24 protein-coding genes are annotated in these 21389 nt (G+C 65.3%); all 24 read right to left on the reverse strand.

Annotation, left to right across the window (positions count from 1 at the left end; genetic code table 11):
* Positions 1-13: 13 nt before the first annotated feature.
* A complete protein-coding gene (rplR, locus tag J2853_RS29290; RefSeq protein ID WP_089210170.1) occupies positions 14-397 on the reverse strand; it encodes a 50S ribosomal protein L18 in 384 nt (127 codons plus the stop codon).
* 2 nt (positions 398-399) lie between these two features.
* Positions 400-942: a 50S ribosomal protein L6 gene (gene rplF / locus J2853_RS29295; protein WP_307563554.1), complete on the reverse strand. Its 543-nt coding sequence runs from the start codon at positions 940-942 to the stop codon at positions 400-402.
* Between the two features lie 17 nt (positions 943-959).
* Positions 960-1358 (reverse strand): 30S ribosomal protein S8, encoded by a 399-nt coding sequence (rpsH, locus tag J2853_RS29300; protein WP_307563556.1) that lies wholly within the window; start codon positions 1356-1358, stop codon positions 960-962.
* 132 nt (positions 1359-1490) lie between these two features.
* On the reverse strand, positions 1491-1676 hold the full coding sequence (locus J2853_RS29305; RefSeq protein WP_089210173.1) for a type Z 30S ribosomal protein S14: 186 nt from the start codon (positions 1674-1676) through the stop codon (positions 1491-1493).
* A gap of 2 nt (positions 1677-1678) precedes the next feature.
* Positions 1679-2248 (reverse strand): 50S ribosomal protein L5, encoded by a 570-nt coding sequence (gene rplE / locus J2853_RS29310; protein ID WP_089210174.1) that lies wholly within the window; start codon positions 2246-2248, stop codon positions 1679-1681.
* Positions 2245-2571, reverse strand: coding sequence for a 50S ribosomal protein L24 (gene rplX, locus J2853_RS29315; protein ID WP_307563560.1), 327 nt, complete (start codon positions 2569-2571; stop codon positions 2245-2247). Before rplX ends, rplE begins: the two co-directional genes overlap by 4 nt.
* Complete coding sequence (gene rplN / locus J2853_RS29320) at positions 2572-2940, reverse strand: 50S ribosomal protein L14 (RefSeq protein WP_089210176.1); 369 nt, start codon at positions 2938-2940, stop codon at positions 2572-2574.
* A 177-nt stretch (positions 2941-3117) separates the two neighbouring features.
* Complete coding sequence (gene rpsQ / locus J2853_RS29325; RefSeq protein ID WP_089210177.1) at positions 3118-3405, reverse strand: 30S ribosomal protein S17; 288 nt, start codon at positions 3403-3405, stop codon at positions 3118-3120.
* Positions 3398-3634, reverse strand: coding sequence for a 50S ribosomal protein L29 (rpmC, locus tag J2853_RS29330; RefSeq protein ID WP_089210232.1), 237 nt, complete (start codon positions 3632-3634; stop codon positions 3398-3400). The genes rpsQ and rpmC overlap by 8 nt, the downstream gene beginning before the upstream one ends.
* Positions 3634-4053 (reverse strand): 50S ribosomal protein L16, encoded by a 420-nt coding sequence (rplP, locus tag J2853_RS29335; protein ID WP_012887838.1) that lies wholly within the window; start codon positions 4051-4053, stop codon positions 3634-3636. Before rplP ends, rpmC begins: the two co-directional genes overlap by 1 nt.
* Positions 4054-4055: 2 nt before the next feature.
* Complete coding sequence (gene rpsC, locus J2853_RS29340; protein ID WP_307563565.1) at positions 4056-4928, reverse strand: 30S ribosomal protein S3; 873 nt, start codon at positions 4926-4928, stop codon at positions 4056-4058.
* The gene (gene rplV, locus J2853_RS29345) at positions 4928-5281 is read right to left on the reverse strand and encodes a 50S ribosomal protein L22 (RefSeq protein WP_089210179.1); all 354 of its coding nucleotides are present in this window, start codon (positions 5279-5281) and stop codon (positions 4928-4930) included. The genes rpsC and rplV overlap by 1 nt, the downstream gene beginning before the upstream one ends.
* A gap of 31 nt (positions 5282-5312) precedes the next feature.
* Positions 5313-5591 (reverse strand): 30S ribosomal protein S19, encoded by a 279-nt coding sequence (gene rpsS / locus J2853_RS29350; protein ID WP_089210180.1) that lies wholly within the window; start codon positions 5589-5591, stop codon positions 5313-5315.
* Positions 5592-5602: 11 nt separating this feature from the next.
* On the reverse strand, positions 5603-6439 hold the full coding sequence (gene rplB / locus J2853_RS29355; protein ID WP_271220144.1) for a 50S ribosomal protein L2: 837 nt from the start codon (positions 6437-6439) through the stop codon (positions 5603-5605).
* A gap of 91 nt (positions 6440-6530) precedes the next feature.
* Complete coding sequence (gene rplW / locus J2853_RS29360; RefSeq protein ID WP_307563570.1) at positions 6531-6833, reverse strand: 50S ribosomal protein L23; 303 nt, start codon at positions 6831-6833, stop codon at positions 6531-6533.
* Complete coding sequence (gene rplD, locus J2853_RS29365) at positions 6833-7480, reverse strand: 50S ribosomal protein L4 (RefSeq protein ID WP_307563572.1); 648 nt, start codon at positions 7478-7480, stop codon at positions 6833-6835. The genes rplW and rplD overlap by 1 nt, the downstream gene beginning before the upstream one ends.
* Positions 7477-8130 (reverse strand): 50S ribosomal protein L3, encoded by a 654-nt coding sequence (gene rplC, locus J2853_RS29370; RefSeq protein WP_307563574.1) that lies wholly within the window; start codon positions 8128-8130, stop codon positions 7477-7479. Before rplC ends, rplD begins: the two co-directional genes overlap by 4 nt.
* 14 nt (positions 8131-8144) lie before the next feature.
* Complete coding sequence (gene rpsJ / locus J2853_RS29375; protein ID WP_030912931.1) at positions 8145-8453, reverse strand: 30S ribosomal protein S10; 309 nt, start codon at positions 8451-8453, stop codon at positions 8145-8147.
* Between the two features lie 263 nt (positions 8454-8716).
* The gene (gene tuf / locus J2853_RS29380) at positions 8717-9910 is read right to left on the reverse strand and encodes an elongation factor Tu (protein ID WP_307563576.1); all 1194 of its coding nucleotides are present in this window, start codon (positions 9908-9910) and stop codon (positions 8717-8719) included.
* 156 nt (positions 9911-10066) lie between these two features.
* Positions 10067-12115 carry an elongation factor G gene (gene fusA, locus J2853_RS29385; protein ID WP_370879543.1) on the reverse strand — a complete coding sequence of 683 codons (2049 nt, stop codon included), beginning with the start codon at positions 12113-12115 and terminating at the stop codon, positions 10067-10069.
* Between the two features lie 87 nt (positions 12116-12202).
* Positions 12203-12673: a 30S ribosomal protein S7 gene (rpsG, locus tag J2853_RS29390; RefSeq protein ID WP_012887827.1), complete on the reverse strand. Its 471-nt coding sequence runs from the start codon at positions 12671-12673 to the stop codon at positions 12203-12205.
* A 2-nt stretch (positions 12674-12675) separates the two neighbouring features.
* Positions 12676-13047, reverse strand: a complete 372-nt coding sequence (rpsL, locus tag J2853_RS29395; protein WP_012887826.1) for a 30S ribosomal protein S12 — start codon at positions 13045-13047, stop codon at positions 12676-12678.
* 924 nt (positions 13048-13971) lie between these two features.
* Entirely contained in the window at positions 13972-17859 is a 3888-nt protein-coding gene (locus tag J2853_RS29400; RefSeq protein WP_307563580.1) for a DNA-directed RNA polymerase subunit beta', read from the reverse strand.
* Between the two features lie 26 nt (positions 17860-17885).
* Positions 17886-21353, reverse strand: a complete 3468-nt coding sequence (gene rpoB / locus J2853_RS29405; RefSeq protein WP_307563582.1) for a DNA-directed RNA polymerase subunit beta — start codon at positions 21351-21353, stop codon at positions 17886-17888.
* Positions 21354-21389: the final 36 nt, after the last annotated feature.

Raw genomic sequence — 21389 nt, forward strand, 5'->3', positions numbered from 1 at the left:
CGGGAGGGAGTCATCAGAACTCCAGCCCGCCTTCGCGGGCGCTGTCCGCGAGGGCCGCGATACGGCCCGCGTAGCGGTTTCCACCGCGGTCGAACACCACCGCGGTGATCCCGGCTGCCTTGGCCCGCTGAGCGAGAAGCTCGCCGACCTGCTTCGCCTTGTCGGTCTTGGCGCCCTCGGCCGTACGGAGGGAGGCGTCCATGGTGGAAGCGCTCACCAGCGTGTGGCCCTGGGCGTCGTCGACGATCTGGACGAAGAGGTGCCTCGTGGAGCGGTTGACGACCAAACGCGGACGCGTGGCCGTGCCAACAACCTTCTTGCGGACTCGGCCGTGGCGGCGGGCCCGCGAGACGGCGCGGGCGGCCGTGTGCTTGCCGAACGCAGTCTTGCCAGCCATGCCTACTTACCAGCCTTTCCGACCTTGCGGCGGATAACTTCACCCTGGTAACGCACGCCCTTGCCCTTGTACGGGTCAGGCTTGCGCAACTTGCGGATGTTTGCGGCGATCTCGCCGACCTTCTGCTTGTCGATGCCGTCCACGTGGAACAGCGTCGGCCTTTCGACGCGGAAGGAGACACCCTCGGGAGCGTTGACGATCACCGGGTGACTGAAGCCCAGAGCGAACTCGAGCTGAGTCGGGCTCTTGGCCTGAACGCGGTAACCGACGCCCACGATTTCGAGGGTCTTGGAGTAGCCCTGGGTCACACCGAGCACCATGTTGGCGACCAGCGTGCGGGACAGGCCGTGCAGCGCACGAACCTTGTTTTCGTCGTTGGGACGCGTGACGGCGAGAGTGCCGTCATCGCCCTTGGCGATCTCGATCGGCTCAGCGATCGTGTGAGAAAGTGTGCCCTTGGGGCCCTTGACCGTGACGTCCCGGCCGTCGATGGCGACGTCCACGCCGTTCGGTACAGGGATGGGCAGCCGTCCGATTCTCGACATGCTGTGATTTCTCCCCTCTACCAAACGAAGGCGAGGACTTCCCCGCCCACTCCACGCTTGCCGGCCTGCTTGTCCGTCATGAGACCGCCGGACGTCGAGATGATCGCGACGCCCAGTCCGCCCAGAACTCGAGGCAGGTTGTCCTTCTTTGCATAGACCCGCAGACCGGGCTTGGAAACCCGGCGTAGGCCCGAGAGCGACCGCTCACGGGTCGGCCCGAACTTGAGCTCCACCACGAGGTTCTTTCCGACCTTGGCGTCTTCGACGGTCCAGGCCTGAATGTAACCCTCCTGCTGGAGGATCTCGGCGATGTGCGCCTTGATCTTCGAGTACGGCATCGCCACGGTGTCGTGGTAAGCCGAGTTCGCGTTTCGCAGACGGGTCAACATGTCTGCGATCGGGTCAGTCATCGTCATGGCCGGTGGCCTTCCTCACCGCGGTTTCCACAAGGGACCTACGGTGCGGTCATGGGCGCTTGAAGCAGCGTCCGGTGAATACGACTTCTATGTACGGGTGGCGGCGCCGCGCGGATCCTTCCGCGCGGACGACTACCAGCTCGACTTGGTGATACCAGGCAGCTCGCCCCGGTGCGCCATCTCACGGAAGCAGATACGGCACAGGCCGAACTTCTTGTAGACGGCGCGGGGACGGCCACAGCGCGAGCACCGAGTGTAGCCCCGGACCTCGAACTTGGGCTTGCGAGCAGCCTTGACCTTGAGCGATGTCTTCGCCATGATCAGGCCTCCTTGAACGGAAAGCCGAGGAGCTTCAGCAGCGCCCGGCCCTGGTCGTCGGTCTTAGCGGTGGTCACGACCGTGATGTCCATACCCCGCTGGCGATCGACCTTGTCCTGGTCGATCTCGTGGAACATGACCTGCTCGGTGAGACCGAAGGTGTAGTTCCCGTTGCCGTCGAACTGCTTGGGCGACAGGCCGCGGAAGTCGCGGATACGCGGCAGTGCCAGCGACAGCAGCCGGTCCAGGAACTCCCACATGCGGTCGCCGCGCAGCGTGACGTGCGCGCCGATCGGCATGCCCTCGCGCAGCTTGAACTGGGCGATGGACTTGCGGGCCCTGACGACCGCCGGCTTCTGACCGGTGATCACGGTGAGGTCGCGGACGGCGCCGTCGATGAGCTTCGAGTCGCGCGCGGCCTCGCCGACGCCCATGTTCACCTTGATCTTGGTGATCGTGGGCACCAGCATGATGTTCTCGAACCCGAACTGCTCGTTCAGCTTCGCGATGATCTCCTCGCGATAGCGCTGCTTGAGCCGCGGAAGGGTCCGCTCTTCAGTGTTCGCGGTCATCGGTTGTCCTCACCCGACTCGTCAGAAGCGGCCTTGGCCGACTCCTTCTTGGCAGGCTTCTCGTCCTTGGCAGGCTTCTCGTCATCCTTGAGCTTCTTGACGTTGCTCACGTGGATGGGAGCTTCCATGGTCTGCACGCCGCCGGACTTGGCGCCGCGCGGACCATCGTTGGTCTCCTTGGAGTGCTTCTTGACCATGTTGACGCCCTCGACCACCACGCGCTCATCGCGCGGGTGGGCGGCGATCACACGGCCCTTGGCACCCTTGTCCTTACCGGCGATGACCTGAACCAGGTCACCCTTCTTCACGTGAAGCTTCGGCATTTACAACACCTCCGGCGCAAGCGAGATGATGCGCATGAACTTCTTCTCACGCAGCTCACGCCCGACGGGACCGAAGATACGCGTGCCACGAGGGTCACCGCTGTCCTTGATGATGACGGCGGCGTTCTCGTCGAAGCGGATGTAGGAGCCGTCGGGCCGGCGGCGCTCCTTGACAGTGCGGACGATGACAGCCTTGACGACATCGCCCTTCTTCACGGTGCCGCCAGGAATGGCGTCCTTGACTGTGGCGACGATGATGTCGCCAATTCCCGCGTAGCGCCGACCCGAGCCACCGAGCACACGGATGCAAAGAACTTCCTTCGCACCAGTGTTGTCGGCGACCTTGAGTCGCGACTCCTGCTGGATCACTTGTACTCCTGTGTGTCTCGCTGGTTCTCACCCGGTGGGCGAGCCTTGCGGAACCTGATGGGGTCTTTTTCCTCCGACGTCAGCCGAACAGCCGCCGCCGCAGGCGGGACGAAGATCACTTCGCCCCCTTGGACACCGTCGTGGGGGTGGCTGGGCCACCCCCACGAGGCGCGTTGCTTACTTGGCCTTCTCGAGGATCTCGATGACGCGCCAGCGCTTGCTGGCGGACAGCGGCCGGGTCTCCATCAGGAGAACCCGGTCACCAACGCCACAGGCGTTGGCCTCGTCGTGCGCCTTGTACTTGGTCGTCCGACGGATGACCTTGCCGTACAGGGGGTGCTTGACGCGGTCCTCAACGGCGACCACGACAGTCTTGTCCATCTTGTCACTGACGACCAGACCCTCACGGGTCTTGCGGTAGTTCCGCGCCTCGGTCGTTGCCTCAGTGGTCTCGGTCTCAGCCATCGATCGACTCCTTCTCAACCGTCACAATGCCGAGCTCCCGCTCGCGCATCACGGTGTAGATACGGGCGATCTCGCGGCGAACGGCACGCAGCCGCCCGTGGCTCTCCAACTGGCCGGTCGCAGCCTGGAAGCGGAGGTTGAACAGCTCCTCCTTGGCTTCCTTCAGCTTCTTGACCAGGGTGTCCTGGTCTTCCACCCGCAGCTCACCGGCGGTCAGGCCCTTAGCCATCACGCCTCACCTACTTCACGCTTAACGAACCGGCACTTCATGGGGAGCTTGTGCATCGCACGACGCAGGGCCTCGCGAGCCACCGGCTCGGCGACACCCGACAGCTCGAACATGACGCGACCGGGCTTGACGTTGGCGATCCACCACTCAGGTGAACCCTTACCGGAACCCATGCGGGTCTCGGCGGGCTTCTTGGTGAGGGGGCGGTCCGGGTAGATGTTGATCCAGACCTTGCCGCCACGCTTGATGTGGCGGGTCATGGCAATACGAGCCGACTCGATCTGACGGTTGGTCACGTAGGAGTGCTCAAGCGCCTGAATGCCGAACTCGCCGAACACGACCCTGGTGCCACCCTTGGCGGCACCGTGACGGTCGGGCCGGTGCTGCTTGCGGTGCTTGACCCTGCGCGGGATCAGCATGGTCAGCTCCCTTCAGCACCCGGCTGCGCAGCCGGGCCGGTCTCGGGGGCAGCCTGCGAGGCCGCCTCAGTCCTGGGTGCGCGGTCGCCACGGCCACCCGCGCCGCCACCACGACGGGCGCCACCGGCGCCTGCGCCGCCGCCACGACGGGGACGGTCGCCGCCACCGGCACCGGGGCCGCGACGGTCGTCGCGCTCCCGACGCTGGCCCGCACGAGCGCCGGCGGCAGCCGCCTCACGCTCGGCGCGGCTGGTCGGAGCCTCACCCTTGTAGATCCACACCTTCACGCCGATACGGCCGAAGGTGGTACGGGCCTCGTAGAGGCCGTAGTCGATGTCCGCACGGAGCGTGTGCAGGGGCACGCGGCCCTCGCGGTAGAACTCCGAACGAGACATCTCGGCGCCACCCAGACGACCGGCGCACTGCACCCGGATGCCCTTGGCGCCGCTCTTCATGGCCGACTGCATCGCCTTGCGCATGGCCCGACGGAACGAGACACGGCTGGAGAGCTGCTCTGCCACACCCTGAGCGACGAGCTGAGCGTCGATCTCGGGGTTCTTGACCTCGAGGATGTTCAGCTGGACCTGCTTCTTGGTCAGCTTCTCGAGGTCACCGCGAATCCGGTCCGCCTCGGCGCCGCGGCGGCCGATGACGATGCCCGGACGGGCGGTGTGAATGTCGACCTGTACCCGGTCGGTGGTCCGCTCGATCTCCACTTTGGAGATGCCGGCCCGCTCCATGCCCTTCTTGAGCATGCGGCGGATCGCCACGTCCTCGGCGACGTACGACTTGTAGAGCTTGTCGGCATACCACCGGCTCTTGAAGTCGGTCGTGATGCCGAGGCGGAACCCGTGCGGGTTAACCTTCTGACCCACTAGCGGGTCCTCCCCTTCGGCTCGCGGGACTCCACGATCACGGTGATGTGGCTGGTCCGCTTGTTGATCCGATAGGCACGACCCTGAGCGCGGGGACGGAACCGCTTCAGCGTCGGGCCCTCGTCGACCCAGGCACGGCTCACGAAGAGCGTGCCGCGGTCGAGCTTGAAGTTGTGCTCCGCGTTCGCAATGGCGCTGGACAGCACCTTGTACACGGTCTCGCTCGCCGACTGGGGAGCGAACTGCAGCACGGCCTGCGCCTCCGAAGCGGGCAGCCCGCGAATGAGGTCCACCACACGGCGGGCCTTCATGGGCGTGTGGCGCGCGAATCGCACCTGAGCCCTGGCTTCCATCGCTTACTCCTCTTACCTTCTTCTAAGGCGCTTACCGCCGGCTGCGGCGGTCTTCCTTGACGTGGCTGCGGAACGTCCGCGTCGGCGCGAACTCACCCAGCTTGTGACCGATCATCGCCTCGGTGACGAACACCGGGACGTGCTTGCGGCCGTCGTGAACGGCGATCGTGTGACCGAGCATGTCGGGAACGATCATGGAGCGCCGTGACCACGTCTTGATGACGTTTTTGGTGCCCTTCTCGTTCTGAACGTCCACCTTCTTCTGAAGGTGGTCGTCCACGAAGGGACCCTTCTTAAGGCTACGTGGCATTTTGGCTGCTCCTACCGCTTCTTCCGCTTGGTCCGACGACGGATGATCAGCCGGTCGCTGGCCTTGTTCGCCGCACGAGTACGACCCTCGGGCTTGCCCTTCGGGTTAACCGGGTGACGACCGCCGGAGGTCTTACCCTCACCACCACCATGCGGGTGGTCGACCGGGTTCATCGCGACACCGCGGACGGTGGGGCGCTTGCCCTTCCACCGCATGCGTCCGGCCTTGCCCCAGTTGATGTTGGCCTGCTCGGCGTTGCCGACCTGGCCGATGGAGGCCCGGCAGCGAACGTCGACCTGGCGCATTTCGCCGGAGGGCATACGCAGCGTGGCGTACTGTCCCTCCTTGGCGAGGAGCTGGATCTGCGCGCCGGCGGACCGGCCCAGCTTGGCGCCACCGCCCGGACGGAGCTCCACCGCGTGGATGAAGGTACCGGTCGGGATGTTGCGCAGCGGGAGGCAGTTGCCCGGCTTGATGTCGGCCGTGGGGCCGTTTTCAATCTTGTCGCCCTGCTTGAGGCCGGTCGGGCAGAGGATGTAGCGCTTCTCCCCGTCGGCGTAGTGCAGCAGAGCGATACGGGAGGTACGGTTCGGGTCGTACTCGATGTGAGCGACCTTGGCCGGAATCCCGTCCTTGTCGTGGCGCCGGAAGTCGATGATCCGGTAGGCGCGCTTGTGACCGCCACCCTGGTGGCGAGTGGTGACTCGGCCGTGGACGTTACGGCCACCCTTGCTGTGCAGGGGTGCAAGCAGCGACTTCTCGGGCGTGCTGCGCGTGATCTCGGCAAAGTCCGAGACGCTGGCGCCGCGTCGACCCGGGGTCGTCGGCTTGAGTTTACGGATGCCCATCTTTTTCGTTCATCCTTCGTCGGTTAATCCGGTCGAATGCCCCTTGCCTGCTGGCAAGGGGCGCTCTCCCTGTACTTACTGAGCGAGCGGGTCAGCCGATCTGGCCGAAGATGTCGATCCGGTCGCCCTCGACCAGGCTCACGATCGCTCGCTTGGTGCCGGGACGCTGACCGTGACCGAACTTGGTCCGCTTGCGCTTGCCCTGGCGGTTGATGGTGTTGACGCTGGCCACCTTGACGCCGAAGATCTTCTCAACTGCGATCTTGACCTGCGTCTTGTTGGCCGTCTTCCGCACCAGGAACGTGTACTTGTTGTGCTCGTCGATCAGGCCGTAGCTCTTCTCGGAGACAACCGGCTTGATGATGATGTCGCGCGGGTCGGCGATCTTCTCCATCAGGCGTCTTCCTTCCCGCTCTTGCTCAGACGGGCGACGACCTGGTCGTACGCCTCCTGAGTGAAAACGACGTCGTCGTAGCAGAGCACGTCGTACGTGTTCAGCTGCCCGGCGTCCAGCAGGTGGACCTCGGGAGCGTTGCGCAGGCTCAGCCAGGTGAGCTCATCGCCCTCGTCGACGACGACCAGGACGCTACGAGTCTGCGTGATCTTGCGCAGCGACTCAAGAGCCGCCTTGGTCTTCGGGGTCTCCCCCGCGACCAGACCGCTGACCACGTGAACGCGGCCGCCGGTCGCCCGATCCGAGAGGGCGCCACGCAGAGCGGCGGCCTTCATCTTCTTGGGAGTCTTCTGGCTGTAGTCACGCGGCTGCGGGCCGTGGACGACACCGCCGCCCGCGAACTGCGGGGCGCGGGTCGAACCCTGACGGGCGCGGCCGGTGCCCTTCTGGCGGTACGGCTTCTTGCCGCCACCGCTGACCTCGCCACGGGTCTTGGCCTTGTGGGTGCCCTGCCGGCGAGCGGCGAGCTGGGCCACGACGACCTGGTGGATCAGCGGAACGTTGACCTTGGCGCCGAAGATGTCTTCGGGAAGGTCGACGGTGCCGGTCTTCGCTCCGCTCACGTCGAGGACGTCAATGGTGCTCACTTGGCAGCCCCCTTCTTGGCAGCGGTGCGAACGAGGACCAGGCTGCCGTTGGCGCCGGGAATCGCACCCTTGATCAGGATGAGACCCTTCTCGACGTCCACGGCGTGGACCTTCAGGCTCTGGATGGTGGTGCGGACGTTACCCATCCGACCGGCCATCCGGACGCCCTTGAAGACCCTGCCCGGGGTGGAGCAGCCGCCGATGGAACCCGGCGAACGGTGCTTGCGCTGCGTACCGTGGGAAGCGCTCAGACCCTTGAATCCGTGACGCTTCATGACACCGGCGAAGCCCTTGCCCTTGCTCTTGCCCGTCACGTCGACGAACTGGCCGGCCTCGAAGGTGTCGGCCAGGAGCTCCTGGCCGAGGGTGTAGTCACCTGCGTCTTCGGTACGGATCTCCGTGAAATACCGGCGCGGGGTGATGTCGTGCTTGCGCAGGTAGTCGCCGAGCGGCTTGTTGACCTTCCGCGGGTCGACCTGCCCGAAGCCGAGCTGCACGGCGGAGTAGCCGTCCTTCTCGGGGGTGCGGACGCGGGTCACGACGCACGGACCTGCTTCGACGACGGTCACCGGGACCATCCGGTTGTCTGCGTCGAAGACCTGGGTCATGCCGAGCTTCTTGCCCAGGACGCCCTTGATCTGCTTAGCCATGTCAGTGCGTTCCCTCAGAGCTTGATCGAGATGTCGACACCGGCGGGAAGGTCGAGTCGCATGAGCGAGTCGACCGTCTTCGGCGTCGGATCGATGATGTCAATGAGCCGCTTGTGCGTGCGCATCTCAAAGTGCTCGCGGCTGTCCTTGTACTTGTGCGGCGAGCGGATGACGCAGTACACGTTCTTCTCGGTCGGCAGCGGCACCGGGCCTGCGACCTTGGCGCCAGTCCTTGTCACCGTCTCGACGATCTTCTTGGCCGAGACGTCGATGACCTCGTGGTCATAGGCCTTGAGCCGAATGCGGATCTTCTGTCCCGCCATAATGGCCTCGGTGTCCTTCGCTGTCGTCTGAAAAAGTTACATGCGGCCTGATGCCGCCATTCATGGTCCAACCCCACGTAGCAGACACGTTGATCTGCGCTTTCTTCCGTGATCTGGCAGTTACTTCGGCCATCGTGTGGCCGAACCAACTGCGAGATCACGGTTCGTGGGACCTTGCGGAGACACCTGCCTTGCGGCACGAGCCTCCTTGTGGTTCGGCGGCCGGCTCTGCGATGAGAGCCGGCCGCCGCTCCGCGAGTGTCTTACTTGATGATCTTGGTAACGCGACCCGCACCGACGGTGCGGCCACCCTCACGGATGGCGAACTTGAGACCGTCCTCCATCGCGATGGGCTGAATGAGGGCGACGTTCATCTCGGTGTTGTCACCGGGCATGACCATCTCGGTGCCCTCGGGCAGAGTCACAACACCGGTCACGTCAGTCGTACGGAAGTAGAACTGGGGACGGTAGTTGTTGAAGAACGGCGTGTGGCGGCCACCCTCGTCCTTCGACAGGATGTAGACCTGAGCCTCGAACTCGGTGTGCGGGGTGGTCGTGCCCGGCTTGATGATGCACTGGCCGCGCTCGACGTCCTCGCGCTTGATACCGCGCAGGAGCAGACCGACGTTGTCGCCCGCCTGGCCCTCGTCGAGGAGCTTGCGGAACATCTCGACGCCGGTGACCGTGGTGGTGGTCTTGGTCTCCTTGATGCCGATGATGTCGACAGTCTCGTTGACCTTGACGATGCCACGCTCGATACGACCGGTCACGACGGTGCCGCGGCCGGTGATCGAGAAGACGTCCTCGATCGGCATGAGGAACGGCTTGTCGGTCTCACGGGTCGGCTGGGGAACACTCTCGTCCACAGCGGTCATGAGCTCGATGATGGAGTCGGCCCACTTCTCGTCGCCCTCGAGCGCCTTCAGCGCCGAGACGCGAACCACGGGCAGGTCGTCGCCGGGGAACTCCTGGGCCGAGAGAAGCTCACGGACCTCGAGCTCGACGAGCTCCAGGATCTCCTCGTCGTCCACCATGTCGGCCTTGTTCAGGGCGACGACGATGTAGGGGACGCCGACCTGGCGGGCCAGGAGGACGTGCTCCTTCGTCTGGGGCATCGGACCGTCGGTGGCGGCGACCACGAGGATCGCGCCGTCCATCTGAGCCGCACCGGTGATCATGTTCTTCACGTAGTCGGCGTGACCGGGGCAGTCCACGTGGGCGTAGTGGCGGCTCTCGGTCTGGTACTCGACGTGCGCGATGGAGATCGTGATACCACGAGCCTTCTCCTCGGGCGCCTTGTCGATCTTGTCGAACGCGGTCGCCTCGTTGAGGTTCGGGTAACGGTCGTGGAGTACCTTGGTGATCGCCGCGGTCAGAGTGGTCTTGCCGTGGTCGATGTGCCCAATGGTGCCGATGTTTACGTGCGGCTTGGTCCGCTCGAACTTGGCCTTGGCCACTGCTCTCTCCTTAGAGATTCTGACGTGACTTGCGTCTTCTTATTCGGGTTTGGGGAAGCCGGTTCCTCCCGGAACCGGCCGACGAGAATTCACTCGCCCCACACCCCTCGGCCGGACGGCGATCTCCTCGCCGTCCGCACCGAAACGGATGCCGGACTACTCGCCCCGCACCTTCGCGACGATCTCCTTGGCGATGTGCACAGGCACCTCGGCGTAGGAGTCGAATTGCATGCTGTAGCTCGCACGTCCCTGCGTCTTGCTACGGAGGTCACCCACGTAGCCGAACATCTCAGAGAGCGGCACGAGCGCCGAGATGATACGGGCGCCGGAGCGCTCGTCCATCGACTGGATCTGCCCGCGGCGACCGTTGAGGTCTCCGATGACATCACCCATGTAGTCCTCGGGCGTGGTGACCTCGACGGCCATCATCGGCTCCAGGATTACGGCGTCCGCCCTGCGCGCGGCCTCCTTGAAGGCCATCGAGCCGGCGATCTTGAAGGCCATTTCGGACGAGTCCACCTCGTGGTAGGCGCCGTCCTGCAGGGTGACCTTGACCCCGACCATGGGGTAGCCGGCGAGCACGCCGAACTGGGCGGCCTCCTGGGCACCCGCGTCGACCGAGGGGATGTACTCCCTCGGGATGCGGCCGCCGGAGACCTTGTTGGAGAACTCGTAGCCGTCGTTGCCCTCGCCCAGCGGCTCAATGTCAATGATGACCTTGGCGAACTGGCCGGAACCACCGGTCTGCTTCTTGTGGACGTAGTCGATCTTCTCCACCTTGCGGCGGATGGTCTCGCGGTACGCCACCTGCGGGCGGCCGATGTTGGCCTCGACCTTGAACTCGCGGCGCATCCGGTCGACGAGGATCTCCAGGTGGAGCTCACCCATTCCCCAGATGACCGTCTGCCCGGTCTCATCGTCACGACGGACCTGGAAGGACGGGTCCTCCTCGGCCAGACGCTGGATCGCGGTGCCCAGCTTCTCCTGGTCGCCCTTGGTCTTGGGCTCGATGGCGACGCTGATGACCGGCGCCGGGAAGTTCATCGACTCCAGGACCACGGGGTGAGCCGGGTCGGCCAGGGTGTCACCGGTGGTGGTGTCCTTCAGGCCCATGACCGCGACGATCTGACCAGCGTGAGCCGACGCGCGCTCTTCGCGCTTGTTGGCGTGCATCTGGTAGATCTTGCCGATCCGCTCCTTCTTGCCCTTCACCGAGTTGGTCACCGCGGTGCCGGTCTCGAGCGTGCCCGAGTAGATGCGGATGTAGGTGAGACGGCCCAGGTGCTGGTCGCTCATGATCTTGAAGGCCAGCGCGGAGAACGGCTCGTTCACGTCCGCGTGACGCTCGACGATCTCCTCTTCCTTACCGACCGCGTGGCCCTTGAAGGCCTTGATGTCGATAGGGGCGGGGAGGTAGGCGACGATCGCGTCGAGCAGGGGCTGGACACCCTTGTTCTTGAACGCGGTGCCGGTCAGGACCGGGTTGATGGCACTGGACAGCGTCGCGCGGCGGATCGCGGCGACGAGCTGCTCCTCGGTGGGCTCGATGCCCTCAAGGAAGAGACCCATGAGCTCGTCGTCGTTCTCCGCGACGGTCTCGACCAGCTTGTCGCGCCACTCGCGAGCGGTCTCGGCGTGGTCGGCCGGGATGTCGACGACGTCGTACATCTCGCCCTTGGCCGCCTCGGCGCTCCAGAGGAGGCCCTTCATCTTCACCAGGTCGATGACGCCCTTGAAGTCGGCCTCGACGCCCCAGGGAAGCTGGATGACCGCGGGGGTCGCGTGCAGACGGCTGATCATCATGTCGACGCAGCGGTGGAACTCCGCGCCGACCCGGTCCATCTTGTTGACAAAGCAGATGCGGGGGACTTCGTAGCGGTCGGCCTGGCGCCACACCGTCTCCGACTGGGGCTCGACGCCGGCGACGGCGTCGAACACCGCGACGGCACCGTCGAGGACGCGGAGCGAGCGCTCCACCTCGATCGTGAAGTCCACGTGACCCGGGGTGTCGATGATGTTGATCGTGTGGTCGAGCCATTCGCAGGTGGTAGCAGCGGAGGTGATGGTGATACCACGCTCCTGCTCCTGCTCCATCCAGTCCATCGTGGCTGCGCCCTCGTGGACTTCACCGATCTTGTAGTTGATACCGGTGTAGAACAGGATGCGCTCGGTCGTCGTGGTCTTGCCCGCGTCGATGTGGGCCATGATCCCGATGTTACGGACCTTGGCCAGGTCAAGAGCGGTCGTGGTGGCCACTTCTCTCGCGTCCTCGTCGTCTCGTCGAACCCGCTGTTACCAGCGGTAGTGGGCGAAGGCCTTGTTGGACTCGGCCATCTTGTGGGTGTCCTCGCGCTTCTTGACACTGGCGCCGAGGCCGTTGCTGGCATCGAGCAGTTCGTTCATGAGGCGCTCGGTCATGGTCTTCTCGCGGCGGGCGCGGGAGTACTGCACCAGCCAGCGCAGGGCCAGGGTGGTGCTGCGCGCCGCGCGCACCTCGACCGGGACCTGGTAGGTCGCGCCACCGACACGGCGGCTGCGGACCTCAAGGGTGGGCTTGACGTTGTCCAGCGCGCGCTTCAGGGTGACGACCGGGTCGTTGCCGGTCTTCTCCTTCGCACCCTCAAGGGCGCCGTAAACGATGGACTGTGCGATGGAGCGCTTGCCGTCCAGGAGCACCTTGTTGATGAGGGCGGTGACCAGCGGCGAGTTGTGGACCGGGTCAGCCATGAGCTGACGACGGCCAGGAGAACCCTTGCGAGGCATTCTTACTTCTCCTTCTTCGCGCCGTAACGGCTACGGGCCTGCTTGCGGTTGCGGACACCCTGGGTGTCGAGCGAACCGCGGATGATCTTGTAGCGAACACCCGGCAGGTCCTTCACACGACCGCCGCGGACGAGCACGATGGAGTGCTCCTGGAGGTTGTGGCCGACACCGGGGATGTAGGCCGTGACCTCGATGCCGTTGGTGAGCCGGACACGCGCGACCTTGCGGAGGGCGGAGTTCGGCTTCTTCGGGGTCGTGGTGTAAACGCGCATGCAGGTGCCGCGTCGCTGGGGGCTGGCCTTGAGCGCCGGGGTCTTGGTCTTAGTGACCTTGTCCTGGCGGCCCTTGCGGACCAGCTGCTGAATCGTGGGCACCGCGTCTCCGTTCGTGCTTGCCGGTTATTCGAATATCGTGCATTTTGCAGGCACTGCCGGTGTCATGACCTGCGGGTTTTCCATCCACTCCGACCCACGCGGTCGGGCGTGTCGCGCAATTACCGCGCCACTTCCCGGCTAGGCCAGTCCAGTGGAGGAGGCCATACGGCGCCTCTGTCAACTCCCCGCGGGAAACCTGTCGACGCGCACGCATGAGAGCCCATGAAGCCACGGGCACGAAGGGCAAGACTACCTAGTCCAGCGCAACACGTCAAAACGGTTGCACTCGCCGCGCGCCGTTATCGGCGCCCGTATTCGTGTCGTGGCTCCCGCGATCGGTTTCCGGCCGACCGCTGTTGGGTCCGTGCTGAGTTTACCTGTCGCGGAGGACTTCTCCAGCCGTTCCTCTCATTAACGTACGGCTTTCCCCGCAACATTCCGGTCAAGGCGAGGACACGGCGCCCCCGGCGCCGGGTGGAGCCTCCGGGCGGAAACTCCGGCGGGCGGAAACTCCGGCGGGCGGAAATCCGGGAGGAACAGCCGCGGGCGAATGTCCGGAAAGTGAATTTTTCGGGTGGCGAACTCCTGAGCGGCCGCTCGTACCCGCACGTGTCCGAGCCGCTCGCCACCTCTCAGGCGCTCGGCGACGGCCGTCAGCCAGGGGCCCGGATCGCCGGGCGGCCCTCCGGCAGGTGGTCCACACCCATCGGACTGTCAGTCAGGCGCCCGGGTTACCCGGCGGTCCTTCGGCAGGTAGTTCATGCCCATCGGGCCGTCAGCCAGGCGCCCGGGTTACCGGGCTGTCCTTCGGCAGGTGGTCCATGCCTGGCTGACCGGTCGGCCCGGCGCCCGGGTTATCGGGAACCCCGGACAGACGACAGCGCCCGGTTCCCGAAGAGGGAACCGGGCGCTGCCCATGACCACTTAGCGGTTGTACTGACCGAAGTCGTACTCCTCCAGCGGCACGGCCTCACCGGAGCCCGAACCGAAGGTGTAGTCCGCCGCGGAGCCGTCGTAGCCGCCGACCGTGTACATCGCGGCCTTGGCCTCCTCGGTCGGCTCGACCCGGATGTTGCGGTACTGGGGCATGCCCGTACCGGCCGGGATGAGCTTTCCGATGATGACGTTCTCCTTGAGACCGAGCAGCGAGTCCGACTTGGCGTGGATCGCCGCGTCGGTGAGCACTCGGGTCGTCTCCTGGAAGGACGCCGCGGACAGCCAGGACTCGGTTGCGAGCGAGGCCTTGGTGATGCCCATCAGCACGGGACGGCCGGAGGCCGGCGTACCGCCCTCGGCCACGCACTCGCGGTTGATCCGCTCGAAGCGGGGCCGCTCGACGAGCTCACCGGGCAGCATGTCGGCATCGCCGGACTCGAGCACGTTCACGCGCTTGAGCATCTGCCGGACGATGATCTCGATGTGCTTGTCGTGGATCGACACACCCTGCGAGCGGTAGACCTGCTGGACCTCTGCCACAAGGTGCAGCTGCACGGCCCGGGGGCCGAGGATGCGCAGCACCTCGTTGGGGTTGACCGCACCGGCGATCAGCTGGTGGCCGACGCCGACCCGCTGCCCGTCGGAGACCAGCATGCGCGACCGCATGGAGACCGGGTAAGCGATCTCCTCGGAGTCGTCGTCCGGAACGATCACGATCTTCCGGGTCTTGTCGGTCTCGTCGATCCGGACCCGGCCCTCGGCCTCGCTGATCGGGGCGACACCCTTGGGGACGCGCGCCTCGAAGAGCTCCTGGACACGGGGCAGACCGTGGGTGATGTCCGCACCCGCCACACCACCGGTGTGGAAGGTACGCATCGTCAGCTGGGTACCGGGCTCGCCGATCGACTGGGCGGCGATGATGCCGACCGCCTCGCCGACGTCCACGAGCTTGCCGGTCGCGAGCGAGCGGCCGTAGCAGGTGGCGCAGACACCGATCTTGGCCTCGCAGACGAGAGCGCTGCGGGTCCTGACGGTCTCCACACCGGCCTCGACCAGCGCGGTGACGTGGATGTCGTTGATGTCGACACCCGCGGTCGCGATGATCTTGCCGTCGACCTCCACGTCCTCGGCGAGGATGCGGCCGTGCACGTTGCTCTCGGCGTTCTCCGCCTTGACCAGGTTGCCCTGGGCGTCACGGTCGGCGACGTGCAGCGGGACACCGCGGTCGGTGCCACAGTCGATCTCGCGGACGATGACGTCCTGCGCGACGTCCACCAGACGACGGGTCAGGTAACCCGAGTCGGCGGTCCGCAGCGCGGTGTCCGCGAGGCCCTTCCGCTGTCCGTGGGTGGAGATGAAGTACTCCAGCACCGACAGGCCCTCGCGGAACGAGGCCTTGATCGGACGCGGGATCGTCTCACCCTTGGTGTTGGACACCAGACCGCGGATACCGGAGATCTGACGGACCTGCATCAGGTTTCCTCGGGCGCCCGACTGGACCATCATCCAGACCGGGTTGGTCTTCGGGAACGCCTTCTGCATGTCGTCGGTCACGTCACTGGTCGCGTGCGTCCAGATCTCGATGAGCTCCTGACGGCGCTCCTCGTCCGTGATCAGACCGCGCTCGTACTCCCGCTGGACCTTGTCGGCCCGGCGCTCGTACGTCTCCATGATCTCGGCCTTGTTCGGCGGCGCGATGACGTCCTCGATGGAGATCGTCACACCGGCCCTGGTCGCCCAGTAGAAGCCGGCGTCCTTGAGGGCGTCGAGCGCGGCCGCGACCTCGACCTTGGGATACTTCTCCGCAAGCTCGTTGACGATGACCGACAGCTGCTTCTTGCCGACCTGCGAGTTCACGTACGGGTAGTTCGCCGGCAGCGTCTGGTTGAACAGGCAGCGGCCGAGCGTGGTCTCCAGGCGGTAGGTGTCGCCCGGCTCCCAGCCCTCGGGAGCCGTCCAGTCGCGAGGCGGCGGGACGTCGCCCTTCATCCGGATCTGGATCTTGGACTGGATGTCCAGCTCGCGGCGGTCGAAGGCCATGAGCGCCTCGGACACCGAGCCGAAGGCCCGGCCCTCGCCGACCCCGCCCTGAGTGTCGTCCTTCAGCGTGGTCAGCGAGTACAGACCGATGATCATGTCCTGGGTGGGCATGGTCACCGGCTTGCCGTCGGCCGGCTTCAGGATGTTGTTGGTGGACAGCATCAGGATGCGGGCCTCGGCCTGAGCCTCGGCCGACAGCGGCAGGTGCACCGCCATCTGGTCACCGTCGAAGTCCGCGTTGAACGCGGTGCAGACGAGCGGGTGGATCTGGATGGCCTTGCCCTCGACCAGCTGCGGCTCGAAGGCCTGGATGCCCAGACGGTGCAGCGTCGGCGCGCGGTTGAGCAGCACGGGGTGCTCGGTGATGACCTCTTCGAGGACATCCCACACGACCGGGCGGGCACGCTCGACCATCCGCTTGGCCGACTTGATGTTCTGTGCGTGGTTCAGGTCGACCAGGCGCTTCATCACGAAGGGCTTGAAGAGCTCCAGCGCCATCTGCTTGGGCAGACCGCACTGGTGCAGCTTCAGCTGCGGGCCGACGACGATGACCGAACGGCCGGAGTAGTCGACTCGCTTGCCCAGCAGGTTCTGGCGAAACCGGCCCTGCTTGCCCTTCAGCATGTCGCTGAGGGACTTCAGGGGACGGTTGCCGGGGCCCGTGACCGGGCGGCCACGACGGCCGTTGTCGAACAGCGCGTCGACGGCCTCCTGGAGCATCCGCTTCTCGTTGTTCACGATGATCTCGGGGGCACCGAGGTCAAGGAGACGCTTGAGGCGGTTGTTCCGGTTGATCACGCGACGGTACAGGTCGTTCAGGTCCGAGGTCGCGAACCGGCCACCGTCGAGCTGCACCATCGGGCGCAGGTCCGGCGGGATGACCGGGATGCAGTCCAGGACCATGCCGTTGGGCGAGTTGCGCGTGTTCAGGAACGCGGACACGACCTTGAGACGCTTGAGCGCGCGGGCCTTCTTCTGGCCCTTGCCGCTGCGGATCGTCTCGCGCAGGTTCTCGGCCTCGAGAGCGAGGTCGAAGTTGGTCAGACGCTCCTGAATGGCCTGGGCGCCCATGCCACCGCGGAAGTAGCGGCCGAAACGGTCGCGCATCTCGCGGTAGAGCAGCTCGTCGCCCTCAAGGTCCTGGACCTTGAGGTTCTTGAAGCGGCTCCAGACCTCGTCCAGCCGGTCCAGCTCGCGCTGGGCCCGGTCACGGAGCTGCCGCATCTCACGCTCGGCGCCCTCACGGACCTTGCGGCGCTGGTCGCCCTTGGCCCCGGCGGCCTCCAGCTCGGCCAGGTCGGCCTCGAGCTTCCTCTGCCGGGCCTCGATGTCGGAGTCACGACGCTGCTCGACGTGCTGCCGCTCGACGGAGATCTTCGCCTCGAGCGAGGGCAGGTCACGCTCACGCATTTCCTTGTCGACATGCGTGATCATGTAGGCCGCGAAGTAGATGACCTTCTCAAGGTCCTTCGGGGCCAGGTCGAGCAGGTATCCCAGACGGGACGGGACACCCTTGAAGTACCAGATGTGCGTGACGGGCGCGGCCAGCTCGATGTGGCCCATCCGCTCACGACGCACCTTGGCGCGAGTGACCTCGACGCCACAGCGCTCACAGATGATGCCCTTGAAGCGGACGCGCTTGTACTTACCGCAGTAGCACTCCCAGTCCCGGGTCGGGCCGAAGATCTTCTCGCAGAAGAGTCCGTCCTTCTCGGGCTTGAGGGTCCGGTAGTTGATCGTCTCGGGCTTCTTGACCTCGCCGTGCGACCACTGGCGGATATCGTCGGCGGTCGCGAGGCCGATCCGAAGCTCGTCGAAGAAGTTGACGTCGAGCACTTGTAATCCCCTCCTCAGCTTCTGGATCAGACCTCTTCGACACTGCTCGGCTCGCGCCGGGACAGGTCGATGCCGAGCTCTTCCGCAGCGCGGAAGACATCCTCGTCGGTGTCGCGCATCTCGATGGACATGCCGTCGCTGGAGAGCACCTCAACGTTCAGGCACAGCGACTGCATTTCCTTGATGAGGACCTTGAACGACTCTGGAATACCTGGCTCGGGGATGTTCTCGCCCTTGACGATGGCCTCGTAGACCTTCACACGGCCGAGGACGTCGTCGGACTTGATCGTGAGCAGTTCCTGGAGCGCGTAGGCGGCGCCGTACGCTTCGAGCGCCCACACCTCCATCTCGCCGAAACGCTGTCCACCGAACTGGGCCTTACCACCGAGCGGCTGCTGGGTGATCATGGAGTACGGGCCGGTCGAACGAGCGTGGATCTTGTCATCGACCAGGTGGAGCAGCTTCAGGATGTAGATGTAACCGACCGAGACCGGGTGCGGGAACGGCTCACCGGAACGGCCGTCGAAGAGCTGGGCCTTTCCGTTCGGGCCGACCATGCGCCCGCCGTCCCTGTTGACCAGGGTGCTGTCCAGCAGACCGACGATCTCTTCCTCGTTGGCACCGTCGAACACCGGGGTGGCCATGTTGGTGCGCGGCGCGACCTGGGCGAAGCCCTTGTCGCGCAGCCGCTCGGCCCACGCCTCCTCGATGCCCGAGATATCCCACCCTCTGGCGGCGATCCACCCGAGGTGGGTCTCCAGGACCTGACCGACGTTCATTCGGCCGGGCACGCCCAGGGGGTTGAGGATGATGTCGACCGCCGTGCCGTCCTCGAGGAACGGCATGTCCTCGACCGGAAGGATCTTGGAGATGACACCCTTGTTGCCGTGACGGCCGGCCAGCTTGTCACCGTCGGTGATCTTACGCTTCTGGGCCACGTAGACGCGGACCAGCTCGTTGACGCCGGGGGGGAGCTCGTCGCCCTCCTCGCGGCTGAACACGCGGACGCCGATGACCTTGCCGGACTCGCCGTGCGGCACCTTCAGAGAGGTGTCACGGACCTCGCGGGCCTTCTCACCGAAGATCGCGCGGAGCAGGCGCTCCTCGGGGGTCAGCTCGGTCTCACCCTTGGGCGTGACCTTGCCGACGAGGATGTCACCGGTGGTGACCTCGGCGCCGATGCGGATGATGCCGCGCTCGTCGAGGTCGGCCAGGACCTCCTCGGAGACGTTCGGGATGTCCCGGGTGATCTCCTCGGGGCCCAGCTTGGTGTCACGGGCGTCGACCTCGTGCTCCTCGATGTGAATCGAGGAGAGGACGTCGTCCTGGACCAGACGCTGGGAGAGGATGATCGCGTCTTCGTAGTTGTGACCCTCCCACGGCATGAACGCCACGAGCAGGTTCTTGCCGAGCGCCATCTCGCCGGTCTCCGTGCAGGGACCGTCGGCGACGACCTGGTTCACCTCGACCCGGTCGCCTTCCTTGACGATCGGCTTCTGGTTGAAGCAGGTGCCCTGGTTGGAGCGCTTGAACTTGGCGACGCGGTAGGTCGTGCGGGTGCCGTCGTCGTTCATCACGGTGACGTAGTCGGCGGAGACCTCCTCGACCACGCCGGCCTTGTCCGCGGTGATGACGTCACCGGCGTCGGTCGCGGCACGGTATTCCATGCCGGTGCCGACCAGCGGCGCCTCGCTCTTGAGCAGCGGCACCGACTGGCGCTGCATGTTGGAACCCATGAGCGCGCGGTTGGCGTCGTCGTGCTCGAGGAACGGGATCATCGCGGTCGCCACGGACACCATCTGGCGTGCCGAGACGTCCATGTAGTCGACCTCGTTGGCCCGCAGCGACTCGAACTCCCCGCCCTTACGGCGGACGAGCACGCGCGGCTCGAGGAACGTTCCGTCGGAACCGATCGGCGTGTTCGCCTGGGCGATGACGTGCCGGTCCTCCTCGTCCGCGGTGAGGTAGTGGACCTCCTCGGTGACCCGGCCCTCGATGACCTTCCTGTACGGCGTCTCGACGAACCCGAAGGAGTTCACGCGGCCGAAGGAGGCCAGCGAACCGATCAGACCGATGTTCGGTCCTTCGGGCGTCTCGATCGGGCACATGCGGCCGTAGTGAGACGGGTGGACGTCACGGACCTCGAAGCCGGCCCGCTCACGGGACAGACCACCGGGACCCAGCGCGGACAGACGACGCTTGTGCGTCAGACCGGCCAGGGGGTTGGTCTGGTCCATGAACTGCGACAGCTGGGAGGTTCCGAAGAACTCCTTGATCGACGCCACGACCGGACGGATGTTGATCAGGGTCTGCGGCGTGATCGCCTCGACGTCCTGGGTGGTCATCCGCTCGCGGACGACGCGCTCCATACGAGCCAGGCCCAGACGGACCTGGTTCTGGATGAGCTCGCCGACCGTGCGCAGGCGACGGTTGCCGAAGTGGTCGATGTCGTCGGTCTCGACGACCATCTCACGGCTCGCACCGGGCATCGAGACCTCGCCGGCGTGAAGCCGGACGATGTATTCGATGGTGGCGACGATGTCCTCTTCGGTCAGCGTTCCCTGCGTGATCTCGCTGTCGACGCCGAGCTTCTTGTTGATCTTGTAGCGGCCGACCTTCGCGAGGTCGTAACGCTTGTGGTTGAAGTACAGGTTCTCCAACAGCGTCTGCGCCGACTCCTTGGTCGGCGGCTCGCCGGGACGCAGCTTGCGGTAGATGTCCAGCAGGGCGTCATCCTGGCCGGCCGTGTGGTCCTTCTCCAGGGTTGCGCGCATGGACTCGTACTGTCCGAAACGCTCAAGAATCTGCTCGCTGGTCCACCCGAGCGCCTTCAGCAGGACCGTCACGGCCTGCTTGCGCTTGCGGTCGATGCGGACGCCGACGCTGTCACGCTTGTCGATCTCGAACTCGAGCCAGGCGCCCCTGGAGGGGATCACCTTGCATCCGTAGAGGTCCTTGTCGGAGGTCTTGTCGACACTGCGGTCGAAGTAGACGCCCGGGGACCGGACCAGCTGGGAGACCACGACACGCTCGGTGCCGTTGATGATGAACGTTCCCTTGCCGGTCATGAGCGGGAAATCGCCCATGAACACGGTCTGGCTCTTGATCTCACCAGTGGTGTTATTGATGAACTCCGCCGTGACGAACATCGGGGCGGAGTAGGTCATGTCCTTGTCTTTGCACTCATCCACTGAGTACTTTGGCGGCTCGAACCGGTGATCGCGGAACGACAGGGACATGGTTCCGGAGAAGTCCTCGATGGGACTGATCTCTTCAAAGATCTCTTCGAGACCCGACTGGGCCGGAACGTCCTTGCGCCCGGCCTGACGAGCCGCCTCGACCCGCCCCTTCCACTTCTCGTTGCCAAGCAACCAGTCGAAGGACTCGGTCTGGAGAGCGAGAAGGTCAGGAACTTCGAGCGGCTCCTGGATTCGTGCGAAAGACACACGACGGGGACCGGCGGGTACGGCGAAGGCGTTGCGCGAGGCTGCCAACAGGATGTCCTTCCGAGGGCTCGCGGCGGACTGACT

The organism is Streptosporangium lutulentum (assembly GCF_030811455.1).
GTDB classification, from domain to species: Bacteria; Actinomycetota; Actinomycetes; order Streptosporangiales; family Streptosporangiaceae; genus Streptosporangium; species Streptosporangium lutulentum.